The sequence below is a fragment of the Celeribacter sp. SCSIO 80838 genome, from assembly GCF_056498065.1.
The window spans coordinates 1,690,265-1,705,827 of sequence record NZ_JAZKMA010000001.1; the positions used below are offsets into that span (position 1 = coordinate 1,690,265).

Here is a 15,563-nt window from a genome sequence, read left to right on the forward strand (position 1 = left end):
CAATTGGGGCGAGAGTGTGATGCTGTTTCGGATTTCCGAACAATCTTTGCAAAAGAAAACGCGGCCCCGTCCGGGAGCCGCGTTTGGTTTTTTCTCGGTAAAAATATTCAGATCAGTTCACAATCGTTGCCTCGGTCGCGGCGCGCAGGTCTTCTTCGCTGACGCCCTCGGCCAGTTCGATCAGCTTCAACCCGCCTTCGACCACATCGAGCACGCCGAGATTGGTGATCACCCGATCCACAACGCCCTGACCGGTGAGCGGCAGGGTGCATTGGTGCAGAAGTTTGCTTTCGCCGTGCTTGTTGGTGTGATCCATCACCACCACCACACGGCCCACGCCCGCCACGAGATCCATGGCTCCGCCCATGCCCTTGACGAGCTTGCCGGGGATCATCCAGTTCGCCAAATCGCCCTTCTCGTCGACCTCCATCGCGCCCAAAATCGCCATGGCGATCTTGCCGCCCCGGATCATGCCGAAGGAAAACGAGCTGTCGAAATAGGCCGTGTTCGCCAGTTCCGTGATGGTCTGCTTGCCTGCGTTGATCAGGTCCGGGTCCTCGTCGCCCTCATAAGGAAACGGGCCCATGCCCAGCATGCCATTCTCCGATTGCAGCGTGACGGTGACGCCCTCGGGGATGAAATTCGGCACCAGAGTCGGGATGCCGATCCCGAGGTTTACATAGGTGCCGTCCTGTAGTTCCTGCGCGGCGCGTGCCGCCATCTGGTTGCGATCCCAAGCCATTTGTGTCTCCTCCGTTAACTCTCACTCCGCAAGGGCATCCGCACCCTCCGGGACTACTCCAAGTCGGTCCTGTGCGAAGGCACAGAACACCTGCCATCCGTAATCGGCATTCATGTGGCGATGATCGACGGTCTCCATGCCGGGGTCCGTGTCGGGCCGGGCATAGCGATCCTCGGTCATGAATTGACCGGCGCGGGTCTCCTGCGGTTGCAGCATGACATCGAGCCCGATACGCGCCATTTCCTCTTCGATCATCGCCTCGTAGCGTTGCATCCATTTCGCGCCATGCGGGCGTTTGCGCAGCGAGGCGAGGGCGAATTCATGCCCCGGACCTGCGGCCACGGACCGTGCGAGCGGGTAGGGGGCGGGCAGGAAGCAATGGCGCGGATCGGCCCCGAAACGTTCGGCCAGCCGTTCGGCGCGCTGGCGCACCAATCCTCGCAACAGATCGCCGAGCGCGGCTTCTGAGAGGAAGGCGCGGGAGGTGCGTTCCGGTTCCTCGAGAATGTCGTGAAACACCATGAGCCGCATGGCGTGATTGAGCGTATAGCGCTCGCCGACATGCAGAATGCGGGCGAAGGGCGCAAAGTCGATTTCGTTTGTGTCCATCCAGCCCAGCAAATGGCTGGCGTCTTCCGGTGCGCGAAACACGCCGCCCTCGTAAAGGGCCGCGCTATAAATCTGCCCCGGCAGGCCGAAGCAGGTCACATCCAGAGTTGGAAACGCTTTGGCGATCCGGTGCCGTGCGGTGTAGAACGCGCCGGTGTGAGAGGTGCCGATGATGAGGATTTTCTGTCTGTCGCTCATGACCGGCTCGCCTCGATCAAAGCTTCTTCGCAGACCAGATCGGCCTCTTCCAACCCGTCGTCCTCCGGCGTCTTACGGGCGATCTGCGGCGCGTCTTCGGCCTCCGTGCCATGTGCCCGAAAGAACATGCGCATCGCCGAGGCAACGCCCTCTTCGGTGACGGAGCGCAGGTTCTCCTTGTAGAACCGCCCGCCCGCCGCCGGGTTGGTCACCAACTCATAAGACGGGAAGTAATCGACATTGTCGTATTTCGCCGCAACTTCCCCCGCCGCCGCGCGCAGCGTCGCTTTGGAATAGGCGGTCGCGGGCATGACATGGCCGCCCGTCGCGGTGGCCGTCAAAGGCACGGGCGAAATGGTCAAAAGCATCCGAATGTCAGGGCGCAGCGCCATCAGACGGCTGCGCAGGTCTTCGAGATCGTCGCGCACCTCCGGCAGGCTGAAATTGTGAAAGCCGAAGACGTCCGGATCATAGGTGCCCGCGAGCGTGCCGGGCGCGGTCGGGTAGACCGTGCCGCTCTCAAGATGAAACCAGACCTCCGTCAGCCCCAGCGTGAAGACAAAGACATCCGCCCGGCGCACGGCGCGGAGCACGCGGCGCAGGTGGATGGCGCGGGCCTCTGTCACATGCGCGGGTGTCGCCAACCCGCCGGGTTCGACATTCGGGCGTTGCGCGTCGAAATAGCGCCCGTCGCGTTCCCAGATGGGTTCGGCGGGTTTGATCTCCCCCTGCGCCTCGCGCAGAAGCTGCACCATCTGGCGCACGGTGTAGATATTGCCGTAACGCGCCGAGTAGAGCGCATAGCCGTAACGATTGAGCACCTCGCGCGGGAACGGCCCTTTGGGGGTCTCCACGTCGATCACGGCCCAGTCGCGCGCCACGAGATTGCGATGCACATGCTGGGCAAAGCAACTCCCCGCCGTCATGATCCGATCCGTCGGCGAGATGCGGAATTTCGGCACGCACAGCCCCTCGATCGCCGTCGGATCGGCCTCGGCCACGCCGCTCCGCCAAAAGGCGGAGCCGGGCAGATGATCGTAGGGGGAGCCCATCTGCGTTTACGCCGCCGGACGCGGGCGTGTCGCCCCAGAGGGGCGCGGGCGCGTGGTGCGTTGTTCGATGCGCTTTTCGTGCTCGCCCTGGATCAGACGATGCACATAGACGCCGGGCAGGTGGATGCAATCCGGATCGAGCGAGCCGGTGGGGACGATCTCCTCGACCTCCATGATGCAGATCTTGCCGCACATCGCCGCGGGCGGGTTGAAATTGCGCGCGGTCTTGCGGAACACGGCATTGCCGGTCTCGTCGGCTTTCCACGCTTTCACGATGGAAATGTCGGCGAAAATACCCTCTTCGAGGATATAGGTCTCGCCGTTAAAGTCCTTGTGCTCTTTGCCCTCGGCGATCACGGTGCCGACACCCGTCTTGGTGTAGAACCCCGGAATGCCCGCGCCCGCCGCGCGCATGCGTTCGGCCAGCGTGCCCTGAGGGTTGAATTCAAGCTCCAGCTCGCCCGACAGATATTGCCGCATGAACTCGGCGTTCTCGCCCACATAGGACGAGATCATTTTCTTGATCTGGCGGGTTTCCAAGAGCTTCCCGAGACCGAATCCGTCTACGCCCGCGTTGTTCGAGGCCACAGTCAGGTCCTTGACGCCGCTCTCGACCAGCGCTTCGATCAACAGCTCGGGGATGCCGCAGAGGCCAAAACCGCCCGCCGCGATCAACATCCCGTCCGTCAAGAGTCCGTCGAGGGCGTCCGCCGCCGAGCCATATACTTTCTTCATCTTGATCCTCCCGAAAATCCCGAAATCCATTTCGCCGATTAATCGGGTTCTGCCACCGCAAGTCAATCATGTGCTGCGCCACAGCAAGCATTGTCCGTCTGGCGAACGGTTGTGCGGAGCGCCGGGGCATGACGGTTGCGACAAAATAGCTTACGGTTTCAGTCAGGCTTGAAACTCTGCCGGAGTTTATCATATTCCATTTTGAGAATATGAAAAGCAACGCACAGGAGACCTTCATGCAATTTTTCGCCGCTTCCGCAAATCCCGGCAGCCCGGACGTCGCCGCCTTTTACGAAAAGGTGACCGGGTCCTGGCAATATGTCGTGTCCGATCCGAAGACCAAAGCCGCCGCCATCATCGACCCGGTGCTCGATTTCGACGCCGCCGCCGGGGCCACCTGGACCGCCAGCGCAGATGAGATTTTGGCCTATGTCAAGGAGCAAGGGCTGAACGTGGTCTGGGTGCTCGACACCCACCCTCATGCCGACCACTTTTCCTCTGCGCCCTATCTGGCGAAAAAGCTGAACGCGCCGCAGGCCATCGGGCGCAAGGTGCTCGATGTCCAGAACATCTGGGCCGATCTTTATGCCGACGACAGCCTGAAAAACCGCGACGACTATTGGGACCGTCTGTTCGAGCCGGGCGAGATATTCGGCATTGGCAGCCTGACGGCCAAGGTGATTCTCTCCACCGGCCACACGCTGGCGTCGATTTCCTACGTGATCGGCGATGCCGTTTTCGCCCATGACACCTTCATGGTGCCCGACAGCGGCACGTCGCGCGCGGACTTCCCCGGCGGCTCCTCCGAAGAGCTTTGGAACAGTTTGCAGGCGATTCTGGCGATGCCGGGCGATACCCGCGTTTTTGTTGGCCACGACTATCGCAAGGGCGGGCGCGAAGAGGCCTGTATGGCCACGGTGGCGGAGCATAAGGCCGCGAATATCCACGTGAAAGACGGCATCAGCAAGGAAGAGTTCATCGCCGCGCGGGACGCCCGCGATGCCACTTTGCCGCTGCCGAAACAGATGCTCTACGCGTTGCAGATCAACATTCGCGGCGGGCGGCTGCCGGAGCCGGATGACAAGGGGCGCGCGGTGCTGCGCATCCCGCTCAACCGGTTCGAGCCGAAGCACTGATCCTTTGGATCGGCGGAAAGGCGCTCCCTCGGGGGCGCCTTTAATCATTTGTTAAGAAAGTGAGCGAACGTTTAACTCAGGCTTCATACTTTCCAGGGAGGAGAATATTATGTCCCAGCTTTATTCCATGATCGGCGGCAACCACATCTTTTCGAAGAGCGGCACGTTCGAGGGGCTGATTGCGAAAGATGCGGTGATCGAGGAAGGCGTCGAACTGACCCTCAAGGGCATGGTGGGCGGCAATGTCGTGGTGAAACCCGGTGCAGCCCTTTATCTCAAGGCCATGGTCGGGGGCTGTATCCACAATCACGGCGGGCGGCTGCACCCGGTGACCTGAACCGGCCAAGAAAAAGGGCGCTCAGAGGCGCCCTTTCTGTTTCATGGTCCTGAGCCTCAGCCCTCGATGACCGGATCGTCATCGGCATTTGCGATTTTCTTTTTCGTCGCGGATGTTTTCGCCGCCGTCTTTTTCGGGGCTGCTTTCTTCGCGGCCGGTTTCTTGGCCGTCGGCTTTTTCGCGGGGGTCTTTTTGGCGGCGGTTTTCTTGCCGCTCTTCGCGGCTTTCTCCGCGATCAACTCCACCGCCTGTTCCATGCTCAGCTCTTCGGGCTTGATGTCCTTCGGCAGGGTCGCGTTGACCTTCTCCCATTTCACATAGGGACCATAGCGTCCTTCCATGACGCTCACCGGCCCGCCATCCGGATGCTCGCCCAATTCCTTGAGCGGTTTCGCCGCCGCAGAGCGTCCGCGCCCCGGATTGTTGCGCTTCTCGGTGATCATCTCGACCGCGCGGTTCATGCCGATCTCGAACACGTCGTTCGGGTCCTTGAGATTGGCGTAAACCGGTTTGGCCTCATCGGGCAACTGATGCATCAGATAGGGGCCGAAGCGCCCGAAATTGGCGGAGATCATCGCGCCTTCGTACGCGCCGATCTCGCGCGGCAGGTTCAAAAGCGTCAGCGCTTTTTCCAAGTCCATATCGTCCTTCGACCAGCCTTTCGGCAGGGAGGCGCGGGGCGGCTTTTTGTTTTCGGGCGTCGGTTCGCCGCGCTGAACATAGGGGCCGAAACGCCCGGATTTCAGCCAGATCTCGTCGCCATTGTCTTCGCCCAACACGCGCTCGTCGCCCTCGGCCCCTTCGCCCGCGATGGGACGCGTGTAGGTGCAGTCCGGATAGTTCGAACAACCGACAAACCCGCCGGTGCGCGAGGTTTTGAGGTGCAGAGAGCCCTGACCGCATTTCGGACAAATGCGCGGATCGGTGCCGTCCTCTCGCGGTGGGTAAAGCTGCGGAGCCAAGGCTTCGTCAAGTTTATCAAGCACTTCGGAGATGCGCAGCTCGCTGGTTTCCTCGATGGCGGCGTGGAAATCGCGCCAGAACCGGGCCAGCACATCCTTGTAATCCATATCGCCCGCCGAAATTTCGTCGAGCTGTTCTTCGAGGTTCGCGGTGAATTCGTAACCGACGTATTTGCGGAAGAAATTCATCAGGAAGATCGTGACGATCCGGCCCTTGTCCTCGGGGATCAGGCGGTTTTGTTCCTTGCGGACATATTCGCGGTCGACAATCGTGGAAAGCACGGAGGCGTAAGTAGACGGGCGCCCGATGCCCAGTTCTTCCATCCGTTTGACCAAAGTGGCCTCGGTATAGCGCGGCGGCGGGTTGGTGTGGTGCTGCTCAGCCATTATTGCCCCATCGCCCCACAAAATTGCATGCTCGCTCTTCAGCCAGTAGCTCTTAGTACTGTCATCAGGCGGAGTTTTTGTTTCTTCAGTGCCATCACTCAGCTGCACAAAGCGCGGTATGTAATTATCGGCAGAGCAGGTAGTTAGCACTTCATCTTGCATGATCTGCGGCAGACGGCCTTCGTCATCCTCGTCCACATCGTCGCGACCTTCGGTGTAGACCGCCATGAAGCCGTCGAACACCACGACCTGACCGGTGGCGCGCAGCACGACTTCGTGGTCGTCGGAGGCGATGTCGACCGTGGTGCGTTCGAGTTTCGCGCCTTCCATCTGGCAGGCAATCGTGCGTTTCCAGATCAGATCGTACAGCTTGCGCTGATCGGAATCGGTCAGTTTCACGCTGTCGGGCGCGGCAAACATATCCGTCGGGCGGATACATTCGTGGGCTTCCTGCGCGTTTTTTGCCTTGTTCTTGTAGATGCGCGGCGAGGCGGGCACGTATTTGTCGCCATAGCGCGATTTGATCGCATCGCGGGCCTGCGTCACGGCTTCGGGCGCCATGTCGATGCCGTCGGTCCGCATATAGGTGATCAGCCCGGCCTCATAAAGCCGCTGCGCCGCGTTCATCGTCTGGCGCGCGCCCATGCCGAATTTGCGGCTGGCCTCTTGCTGGAGCGTCGAGGTCATGAAGGGCGCAGACGGATTGCGGGAGGCGGGTTTCGCCTCGACCGAGATGACCTTGAGCGCGCGGGACGACACGGCCTGAACGGCCATTTCGGCGCGCATCCGGTCCTTGAGATCGAATTTGTCGAGCTTTTTGCCCGAAAGCTGGGTCAAACGCGCTTCGAATGTCTGCCCGCGGGGCGTCTCAAGCATCGCCTTGACCGACCAGTATTCCTGCGGATTGAACGCCTCGATCTCCATCTCGCGCTCGACGATGAGACGCAGGCACACCGATTGCACACGCCCCGCCGAGCGCGCGCCCGGCAGTTTGCGCCACAAGACCGGCGAGAGGTTGAAGCCCACAAGATAGTCCAACGCCCGGCGCGCCAGATAGGCGTCGACCAGCGGCACGTCGACCTGACGCGGATGTTTCATGGCTTCGAGAATGGCGGGCTTGGTGATCGCATTGAAGGTCACGCGCGACACGGCGGTGGTTTTCTTGATCGCCTTGCGCTTGGTCAGCGCCTCTTGCAAGTGCCACGAAATCGCCTCCCCCTCGCGATCGGGGTCGGTGGCGAGGATCAATGCGTCGTCGTCTTTCAACGCGTCGGCGATGGCCTTGACATGTTTGCGACTGTCCGCGCCGATCTCCCATGTCATGTCGAAATCCTGATCCGGATCGACCGAGCCATCCTTGGCCGGAAGGTCGCGGACGTGACCGTAGGAGGCCAGAACGGTGTAATCCTTGCCGAGATATTTGTTGATCGTTTTGGCCTTTGCGGGGGATTCGACGACAACAACGGGCATGGAACGTCCTTAGGATTCTGAAACGGGGGGTCTTATGGCGGCGGAAAATGGGCTGAGGGAGGCCGGATTGTCAATGCATGGACGGGATTATTGTTTCCCCTCGGGTCCGAATGCGCGAGGATCGGGCAGGTTTATGAGTATGGAGTGGGGCGGATGAGACAGATGAGACGATGGGCCGTAGCGATGGCGACGATGATCCTGCCCTCGCTCGGATTTGCCCAGAACTGGCACGAACCGGCGCGTGGCACGGTGGAACGCGCGCAGTTGATGAATGCGATCCGGCCGGTTGTCGAATGGCAACTGGGACGCCCGGTCGAGTTCGTGGTGCGTCAATTGCGCGCGAGCGGCGATCATGCCTTTGCCATGCTGGCACCAGAGCGTCCGGGCGGCGGTGCGATCCATGTCGCCGAGACCCCCATGGTGCGCTATTTCGGCGAGGATGCGTCTTACTTCGAGGAGGTTGGCGGGCTTGATGTCATCGCCTTTCTGATCCGCGAGGGCGATCAATGGGCTGTGGTCGATCACAGCATCGGCGCGACGGATGTCTGGTTTGCCCGCGACCCCTATTGCAGCGCTTTTCCGGTCGTTTTGCACGGCTACTGTCCCCTGGAGTGACGAGAATGCCATCGGCGCTGGCGGGTGTTCCTGACACGTTTCGCATTAATCTGAAACACGGATTGAGTGTGAAGCGCTTGCAACGCTTTAACCCAGCGCCAGCAGCCCGCCGGGTTTGCGGAAAATCCGGCCTTCCAGTTCGAGATTGAGTATTTCCGAGCTGACCCGGTCGGCGGCGAGGCCGATGTCGCGGATCAGATCGTCTTCGGGCAGGGGCGCGCCCGCGAGCCGGGCGAGGATTTCCCTGTGGAGCGCGGCATGATCGGCGAGGTTGCGGCTCTCCTGCGGGGCCTCCGGGACGGGAATGGCCATGTCCGGCGTTTCCATCGCGGTCTGGGCCAGAGGCGAGGCGACCGCGAGCGCGTCGATCACATCGCGTGCACTGCGAATGAGCGTGGCGCCGTCACGCAGGAGAATATTGCACCCGGCGGAGCGCGCATCGAAAGGATGACCGGGCACCGCCATGACCTCCCGCCCCTGATCGAGGGCGTTGCCCGCCGTGAGAAGCGAGCCGGAGCGTGCGGCAGCCTCCACCACGATGGTGGCGTGGGAAAGACCGGAAACGATGCGGTTGCGCATCGGGAAATGCCGGGCAAAGGGTTTCATACCAAAGGGCTGCTCGGAGATCAGCAGGCCCTGTTCGGCGATGGAATGATAGAGCGCGGTGTTCTCGGCTGGGTAAATCTCGTCGAGACCGCCCGCCAGAACGGCGATGGTCCCGGTGTCCAATGCCGCCTCATGGGCGCTGGCGTCGATGCCGCGGGCAAGGCCGGAGGCGATGGCGAAGCCTTCTGCGCCCAGCTCGCGCGACAGAGTGCGGGCAAAGCGTGTGCCGAGAGAGGAGGCATTGCGCGCGCCGACAATGGCCAGCGCGGGGCGTTCGAACAGCGACAGATCGCCCTTGACCCAAAGTGCGGGCGGCGCGTCTTCGATCAGGGCGAGGAGTGCCGGGTAATCGTCATCCGTGCGCAGGATCAGCCGGGCGCCTGTCTTGCGCGCGGCGCGCAGCTCGGCCTCGATCACGCCTTGGGGGCAAATCTGGTATTCAGCAACACCAGCGTTTCTGGCGATTTGGGGGAGGGTCTCAAGGGCGGCGCGGGCGGAGCCATGTTCCCGCATCAGCCGGTAAAACGTACTGACGCCGACGCGTCTGGAGCGCAAGAGCCGGAGCCAGTCGGCCCGATCTTCCACGGTGTGGGGTGGGGTGAGGGGGTGGTGGGAAGGGATGAAATCCAATGAACCAACTCTCTCCGTCTCTTGCCCCCTTAGAATCCCTTAAAATGGTTAATGAGCGGTTACCAAATTGCGGAAACTTCGCCTTTTAACCCCGTTGAACGATATTTTTTACACCTTGCCCCTGATGGCAAAGCAAAAACGCGCGTTCTGTTCAGCTTTGTTAAGGCTGAACAGCGCGCTCCTCTTTCAAATTTGCAAAAGGTCTCAGGTGCCCGAACCGCCGACTGTCAGCCCGCCGATCAACAGAGTTGGCTGCCCGACCCCCACCGGCACCCATTGCCCGGCCTTGCCGCAATTGCCCACGCCCGGATCGAGCGCCATGTCATTGCCGATGGCGCGCACATGTTTCATCGCGGTTGCGCCGTCGCCGATCAGGGTGGCGCCTTTGACGGGGGCGCCGACACGGCCTTTTTCGACGCGGTAGGCCTCGGTGCAATTGAACACGAATTTGCCGTTGGTGATGTCGACCTGCCCACCGGAGAAGCCGACAGCGTAGATGCCATCATCCATGCCCGAGAGAATCTCATCGGGGGCCATGTCGCCGCCCAGCATGTACGTGTTGGTCATGCGCGGCATCGGCGGGTGCGCGTAGCTTTCGCGCCGCCCGTTGCCGGTGGGTTTCACCCCCATGAGACGCGCGTTCTGGCGGTCCTGCATATAGCCGACGAGAATGCCGTCTTCGATCAGAACCGTCTTGCCCGAGGGCGTCCCTTCGTCGTCGACCGAAATCGAGCCGCGCCGGTCCGGGATCGTGCCGTCATCGAGAATGGTCACGCCTTTGGCAGCCACCTGTTGCCCCATCAGGCCCGCAAAAGCGGAGGTTTTCTTGCGGTTGAAATCGCCTTCGAGCCCATGGCCGACGGCCTCGTGCAGCAAGACCCCCGGCCAGCCCGGCCCAAGTGCGACGTCCATCACGCCGGCGGGTGCAGGCACGGCGTCGAGGTTCACGACCGCGATGCGCAGCGCTTCGCGCGCCACACCTTTCCAGTGATCGGGGGCGATCAGACCTGTGAGGCCAAAGCGCCCGCCGCCGCCTGCATTGCCGCTTTCCCGGCGTCCGGCATGCTCGACGATGACGGAGATCGACAGCCGCGCCATCGGGCGCACATCGGACACCAACCCGCCCTCGGGGCGCAGGATATAGACCTCCTGATGCGAGGCGGCGAGGGAGGCGGTGACCTGAACCACGCGGGGATCGAGATCGCGCAGATAGGCGTCGATCTCCTTGAGCGTGTCGATTTTGACCTCGAAGGCCGCGCCGTCGAGCGGGTTCTCGTCGGTGTAGAGTTTGACATTCGTGGCGCGCGGGGGCTCGGCCAGGGTGCCGCCGCCGTCCCCCACCGCGAGGCGCGCGGTCTCGGAGGCACGGCGAATCGCAGCCTCTGACATTTCGGTGGAATGGGCGTAACCGGCGGTCTCGCCCCGCACGGCACGCAGCCCGAAACCCTCGGACGCGTCGTAGGAGGCGGTGCGGATGCGTCCATCGTCGAGCACGAGACCCTCGGAGGTGCGGCGCTCCAGAAACAGCTCGCCGTCGTCCGCGCCCGCCACGGCTCCGCGCAGAATCGTCAAGGCGGTTTCAAGGTCGAGGCTGGTGTTGAACGGATCGAAACGTCCCGAGGTCACGGATATTCTCCTTGGTTGCATGGGGTTCAAGCGCAAACCGCGCGCGGCATGGCACGGAAATTCTTGTTCCAATGCGACTAATATGGTTTCTGTTAAAGCAGACTCAATGAAAAAGCACCCGGAATACCGGGGCTGCGGAGAAAACGCCGCATGACGTTCCGCATCAGGTTCCATTGCGTCAAAGGGAGGAAAAATGCGCACACACGCCAAATGGCCGGTTTCCGCGGCCACTTTTTTCGCAACCATGCTCAGTGCCATGGTCGCCCCCATTGCAGGGATGGCCCAGGAAGGCGAGCTTCTTGGGGCGCCGGTCAACGGCAAGATGGGCTTTCAGCCGGCCGCGACCGAATTGGCACGCGACCTTCAGGGGTTGGACCATATGATCCTCGTGATCATCACGGCCATTGTCCTTTTTGTCGCAGGGCTGATCCTCTGGGTGATCGTCCGCTACAACAGCCGCGCCAACAAAACGCCTGCCAAGTTTACGCACAACACGCCGATCGAGGTGGCGTGGACGCTGATTCCGATCCTGATCCTCGTGGTGATTGGCGCCTTCTCGCTTCCGGTGCTGTTCAAGCAACAGGAAATCCCGGATGGCGACATCTACATCAAGGTGACGGGCTATCAGTGGTTCTGGGGCTATGATTATGTCGATGAGGGTATCGCCTTCGACAGCTTCCTTCTGCCGCGTGAGGAGCTTGCGGCGAATGGCTACAGTGACGATCTCTATCTTCTGGCGACCGATACACGGGTGGTGGTGCCAGTGGGCAAGACCATCGTCATGGGGGTGACCGGCGCGGATGTGATCCACAGTTGGACCATCCCGGCCTTTGGCGTGAAACAGGACGCCGTGCCGGGGCGGGTGGCCGAGCTGTGGTTCAAACCGGAGAAGACCGGGACGTTCTTTGGCCAGTGTTCGGAGCTGTGCGGCAAGGATCACGCCTTCATGCCAATCACCGTGCAGGTGGTGACGCAGGACGAATATGACGCCTGGCTGGTGGAGGCGAAGGAGCTTTATGCCGCCAATGACACTGCGCCTGCGGCGATCAAGCTGGCCTCTGCCGAGTAATCTTGCGTCAAAATACCGGTGAGGGCGGGTAATCGCCCCATCGAAAGACCCACGCACAATATGCGCCGACAGAGGCAAAACCCGCGGTGCACAGGGAGGAGAACACGCGATGACGGATGTGACGATCAGTCTGGAAAGCGGTCGGGACGACAGCCGGGAAGCCGGTTTTGGCGATTACCTCGCGCTTTTGAAGCCGCGGGTCATGTCGCTTGTCGTCTTTACCGCCTTTGCCGGTCTGATCGTGGCCCCCGGCGGGCTGCATCCGTTTGTCGGCTTTTTCGCGATCCTCTGCATCGCCATTGGCGGCGGCGCCTCCGGCGCGCTCAACATGTGGTATGACAGCGACATCGACCGGGTGATGAAACGCACACAGTCGCGCCCGATCCCGGCGGGCAAGGTGACGCGCGAGGAGGCGTTGGGGCTCGGGTTGACGCTGTCGACTTTTGCGGTGGTCATGCTCTGGCTGGCGACCAACTGGGTGGCGGCGGCGCTTTTGGCCTTTACCATCTTCTTCTACGTCGTCGTCTACACCATGGGGCTGAAACGCCGCACGCCGCAGAACATCGTCATCGGCGGGGCCGCCGGGGCGTTTCCGCCGATGATCGGTTGGGCGGCGGTGACCGGAGACATGACCCTGTCGTCGGTTCTGATGTTCATGCTGATCTTCATGTGGACGCCGCCGCATTTCTGGTCGCTGGCGCTGTTTATGAACGCGGATTACGATAAGGCGCGTGTGCCGATGCTGACCGTCACCCATGGCAAGCGCGCGACCCGCAATCACATCCTCGTCTACACGATCCTGCTCGCCGGGTTCTCGGCGGCGATGTTCGCAACACCTCTGGCGGGCTGGTCGTATCTCGTGGTTGCGGTGGTGATGAACGCGCTCTTCGTCAAAGGCGCCATTGCGCTCTGGCGCCGCGATGAGACGGTGGCGGAGGCCGACGGCTACAGGGCCGAAAAGGCATTCTTCAAACTTTCGCTTGCCTACACCTTCCTGCATTTCATGGCGTTGATGGTGGATAAGGCGCTGTTTTCTTTCGGTTTCGGAGGACCGTTCTGACATGGCGATCACCAAACTTCACGAAATTCACGACCGCCGCCGCTCCCGCAACGTTGGGCTCGGCCTCGTGTTGGGCGCTTTCGTTGTCCTGCTGATGGGGCTGACGGTGGTGAAGGTCACCGTGCTTGATCCGGCGCATTTCGCGCAGGAGGCGTCGCGCTGATGCCACTCAGGGCCCCGCAGAAAACGGTTGTGAAACTGCTCGGTGTCGTCACCGTCATGGGCGCGCTCGCTTGGGCCTCCGTGCCGTTCTACAGCTGGTTCTGCGCGGTCACGGGGTTTGGCGGCACGGTCGATGTGGCCGAAACGGGATCGGACGTGATCCTCGACGAGACCATCAAGATCCGCTTCGATGCCAACACCGACCCGGATATGCCGTGGCATTTCAAGCCCGTGGTCAACACGATGGAGCTGCGCATCGGCGAGACGGGGCTGGCGTTTTACGAGGCCTACAATCCGACCGACCGGGTCGTTGCCGGCACGGCGTCCTATAATGTCGCGCCCTTCGAGGCGGGCGGGTTTTTCACCAAGATCGACTGTTTCTGTTTCACCGAACAGGTGTTGCAACCGGGCGAGCGGGTGCTCATGCCGGTGACCTTCTATGTCGATCCCGAGATCACCACCGACAGGGATGCCAGATTCGTGCATCGCATAACCCTGTCCTACACATTTCACGAAACGGACCTGCCCGAGGACTATGCCGCGCTGGATGTCGGCGGGTCTTCGGACACGAGTCTGAACTAAGCCCGAACGGGCATCCAAGGGAGAGGACGTACTCACATGGCGCATGAAAAGAACCACGATTACCACATCCTTCCGCCGTCGCCCTGGCCGCTGATGGCGGCGGTTGCGGCCTTCATCATGCTCTTCGGGGCGGTGATGTGGATGGCCAACGACATGCCCTGGCTGTTTTTCGTCGGGCTGATCGGCACGCTTTACGTGATGTGGTCCTGGTGGGGCGATACGATCCGCGAGAACGCGGTGGGCGATCACACACCGGTGGTGCGGATCGGGCTGCGCTATGGCTTCATCCTGTTCATCATGTCGGAGGTGATGTTCTTCGCCGCGTGGTTCTGGGCGTTTTTCAAGAACGCGCTCTATCCGATGTATACCTATTCCGGGACGGAGTATGTCAAACCCGAGATCGTGCCGATCGAGGCGTTCCACCTGCCGCTTCTCAATACGCTGATCCTGTTGTGTTCGGGGGCTGCCGTGACCTGGGCGCACCATGCGCTGGTGCATGGCAATATCCGCAAGGACATCGTCGCGGGGCTGGCGCTCGGCATCGGTCTCGGCGCGGCGTTCACCATCTTCCAAGCCTATGAATATTACGAGCTTTTCGTCCATGAGGGCTACACGTTCGGCGGCGATTTCTTCTATGGCTCGTTCTTCATGGCGACCGGGTTCCACGGGTTCCACGTCATCATCGGCACGATTTTCCTGACCGTCTGTCTGGTGCGGGCGATGAAGGGCGATTTCACGCCGGAGAACCATGTCGGGTTCGAAGCCGCCGCGTGGTATTGGCACTTCGTCGACGTGGTGTGGCTTTTCCTCTTCGTCGTGGTCTATATTTGGGGACAGTAAGGCTCCTGAGTATTTGGACCATCGGAAAACCTCATGAGAAGGGCGCGTCGCGCCCTTTTTCACTGGAGAGGCTATGCTCAAACGGATGATCTTTCCCCTGCTGATCGGGGTCTTGGGCTGTGCGATCCTGATTGCGCTCGGCACATGGCAGCTCAAGCGGCTGGAGTGGAAACAGGGCGTTCTGGCGGAGATCGAAGCGAAGATCGACGCCGCGCCGGTTTCTCTGCCCCTGGAGATCGATCCGTCGATGAAATACCTGCCGGTCATGGCCTCGGGAGAGATCGGGACGGACGAACTGCATGTCCTCGTATCGCGCAAACAGGTGGGTGCGGGCTATCTGATCATCGCCCCCTTCACCACGGTAGACGGGCGGCGCGTGCTTCTGGATCGCGGTTTCGTGCCGGAGGGGGGCAAAAACGCGCCGCGTGGCGGCGGTCCCGCAACGGTGATCGGCAATCTGCATTGGCCGGACGATATGAACAGTTCCACACCCGCGCCGGACATGGGGCGCAACATCTGGTTTGGCCGCGACATTCCGGCGATGGCGGATGCACTGGACACGGAACCCGTGCTGATCGTCGCGCGTGAAAGCACGGGGGAGGGGATCGATCCGATGCCTGTGGGGATCGAAGGCATCCCGAACGATCATCTACAATACGCGATCACATGGTTTTCGCTTTGCCTTGTCTGGTTGGGGATGACTCTTTTCCTCCTGTGGCGTATCAGGGCGCGAACAATCTGACGA

General features: G+C 61.4%; 16 protein-coding genes. 9 read left to right on the forward strand and 7 right to left on the reverse strand.

Features of this window, described 5'->3' with window-relative positions:
• Nucleotides 1-112 precede the first annotated feature (112 nt).
• Genes V1475_RS08400 through V1475_RS08415 form a run of 4 tightly spaced genes read right to left on the reverse strand, consistent with a single transcriptional unit; the run spans nt 113 to nt 3,336 of the window.
• The gene (locus V1475_RS08400; RefSeq protein ID WP_479412383.1) at nt 113-742 is read right to left on the reverse strand and encodes a 3-oxoacid CoA-transferase subunit B; all 630 of its coding nucleotides are present in this window, start codon (nt 740-742) and stop codon (nt 113-115) included.
• Between the two features lie 21 nt (nt 743-763).
• Entirely contained in the window at nt 764-1,549 is a 786-nt protein-coding gene (locus V1475_RS08405; RefSeq protein ID WP_479412384.1) for a hypothetical protein, read from the reverse strand.
• Nucleotides 1,546-2,601: a GSCFA domain-containing protein gene (locus V1475_RS08410; RefSeq protein ID WP_479412385.1), complete on the reverse strand. Its 1,056-nt coding sequence runs from the start codon at nt 2,599-2,601 to the stop codon at nt 1,546-1,548. Before V1475_RS08410 ends, V1475_RS08405 begins: the two co-directional genes overlap by 4 nt.
• Before the next feature lie 6 nt (nt 2,602-2,607).
• Nucleotides 2,608-3,336 carry a CoA transferase subunit A gene (locus V1475_RS08415; protein WP_479412386.1) on the reverse strand — a complete coding sequence of 243 codons (729 nt, stop codon included), beginning with the start codon at nt 3,334-3,336 and terminating at the stop codon, nt 2,608-2,610.
• Between the two features lie 236 nt (nt 3,337-3,572).
• Here V1475_RS08415 and V1475_RS08420 point away from each other — a divergent pair, with 236 nt between their 5' ends.
• Nucleotides 3,573-4,472 (forward strand): MBL fold metallo-hydrolase, encoded by a 900-nt coding sequence (locus V1475_RS08420; RefSeq protein ID WP_479412387.1) that lies wholly within the window; start codon nt 3,573-3,575, stop codon nt 4,470-4,472.
• 109 nt (nt 4,473-4,581) lie between these two features.
• Nucleotides 4,582-4,809, forward strand: coding sequence for a hypothetical protein (locus V1475_RS08425; protein ID WP_434288612.1), 228 nt, complete (start codon nt 4,582-4,584; stop codon nt 4,807-4,809).
• A 56-nt stretch (nt 4,810-4,865) separates the two neighbouring features.
• Here the strand turns inward: V1475_RS08425 and topA are convergent, their stop codons facing one another.
• Complete coding sequence (gene topA / locus V1475_RS08430) at nt 4,866-7,628, reverse strand: type I DNA topoisomerase (protein ID WP_479412388.1); 2,763 nt, start codon at nt 7,626-7,628, stop codon at nt 4,866-4,868.
• A 153-nt stretch (nt 7,629-7,781) separates the two neighbouring features.
• On the opposite strand from topA, the gene V1475_RS08435 reads away from it, so the two are divergent.
• The gene (locus tag V1475_RS08435) at nt 7,782-8,243 is read left to right on the forward strand and encodes a hypothetical protein (protein ID WP_479412389.1); all 462 of its coding nucleotides are present in this window, start codon (nt 7,782-7,784) and stop codon (nt 8,241-8,243) included.
• 87 nt (nt 8,244-8,330) lie between these two features.
• On the opposite strand, the gene dprA is transcribed toward V1475_RS08435, so the two are convergent.
• Both dprA and tldD read right to left on the reverse strand, forming a co-directional pair.
• Nucleotides 8,331-9,479, reverse strand: a complete 1,149-nt coding sequence (gene dprA, locus V1475_RS08440) for a DNA-processing protein DprA (protein ID WP_479412390.1) — start codon at nt 9,477-9,479, stop codon at nt 8,331-8,333.
• A 204-nt stretch (nt 9,480-9,683) separates the two neighbouring features.
• Nucleotides 9,684-11,105: a metalloprotease TldD gene (gene tldD / locus V1475_RS08445; RefSeq protein ID WP_479412391.1), complete on the reverse strand. Its 1,422-nt coding sequence runs from the start codon at nt 11,103-11,105 to the stop codon at nt 9,684-9,686.
• Nucleotides 11,106-11,298: 193 nt separating this feature from the next.
• Between tldD and coxB the strand changes: the two genes are divergently transcribed.
• The 6 genes from coxB (at nt 11,299) to V1475_RS08475 (ending at nt 15,560) form a co-directional block, all read left to right on the forward strand.
• Nucleotides 11,299-12,174 carry a cytochrome c oxidase subunit II gene (gene coxB, locus V1475_RS08450; protein WP_479412392.1) on the forward strand — a complete coding sequence of 292 codons (876 nt, stop codon included), beginning with the start codon at nt 11,299-11,301 and terminating at the stop codon, nt 12,172-12,174.
• A gap of 109 nt (nt 12,175-12,283) precedes the next feature.
• Nucleotides 12,284-13,234, forward strand: a complete 951-nt coding sequence (gene cyoE, locus V1475_RS08455) for a heme o synthase (protein ID WP_479412393.1) — start codon at nt 12,284-12,286, stop codon at nt 13,232-13,234.
• 1 nt (nt 13,235) lies between these two features.
• Nucleotides 13,236-13,397 (forward strand): cytochrome C oxidase assembly protein, encoded by a 162-nt coding sequence (locus V1475_RS08460; protein ID WP_066710179.1) that lies wholly within the window; start codon nt 13,236-13,238, stop codon nt 13,395-13,397.
• Nucleotides 13,397-13,978, forward strand: coding sequence for a cytochrome c oxidase assembly protein (locus V1475_RS08465; RefSeq protein ID WP_479412394.1), 582 nt, complete (start codon nt 13,397-13,399; stop codon nt 13,976-13,978). The genes V1475_RS08460 and V1475_RS08465 overlap by 1 nt, the downstream gene beginning before the upstream one ends.
• Nucleotides 13,979-14,014: 36 nt before the next feature.
• Nucleotides 14,015-14,818: a cytochrome c oxidase subunit 3 gene (locus tag V1475_RS08470; protein ID WP_066710188.1), complete on the forward strand. Its 804-nt coding sequence runs from the start codon at nt 14,015-14,017 to the stop codon at nt 14,816-14,818.
• Between the two features lie 73 nt (nt 14,819-14,891).
• Nucleotides 14,892-15,560, forward strand: coding sequence for an SURF1 family protein (locus V1475_RS08475; protein ID WP_479412395.1), 669 nt, complete (start codon nt 14,892-14,894; stop codon nt 15,558-15,560).
• The last annotated feature ends 3 nt before the right edge of the window (nt 15,561-15,563 follow it).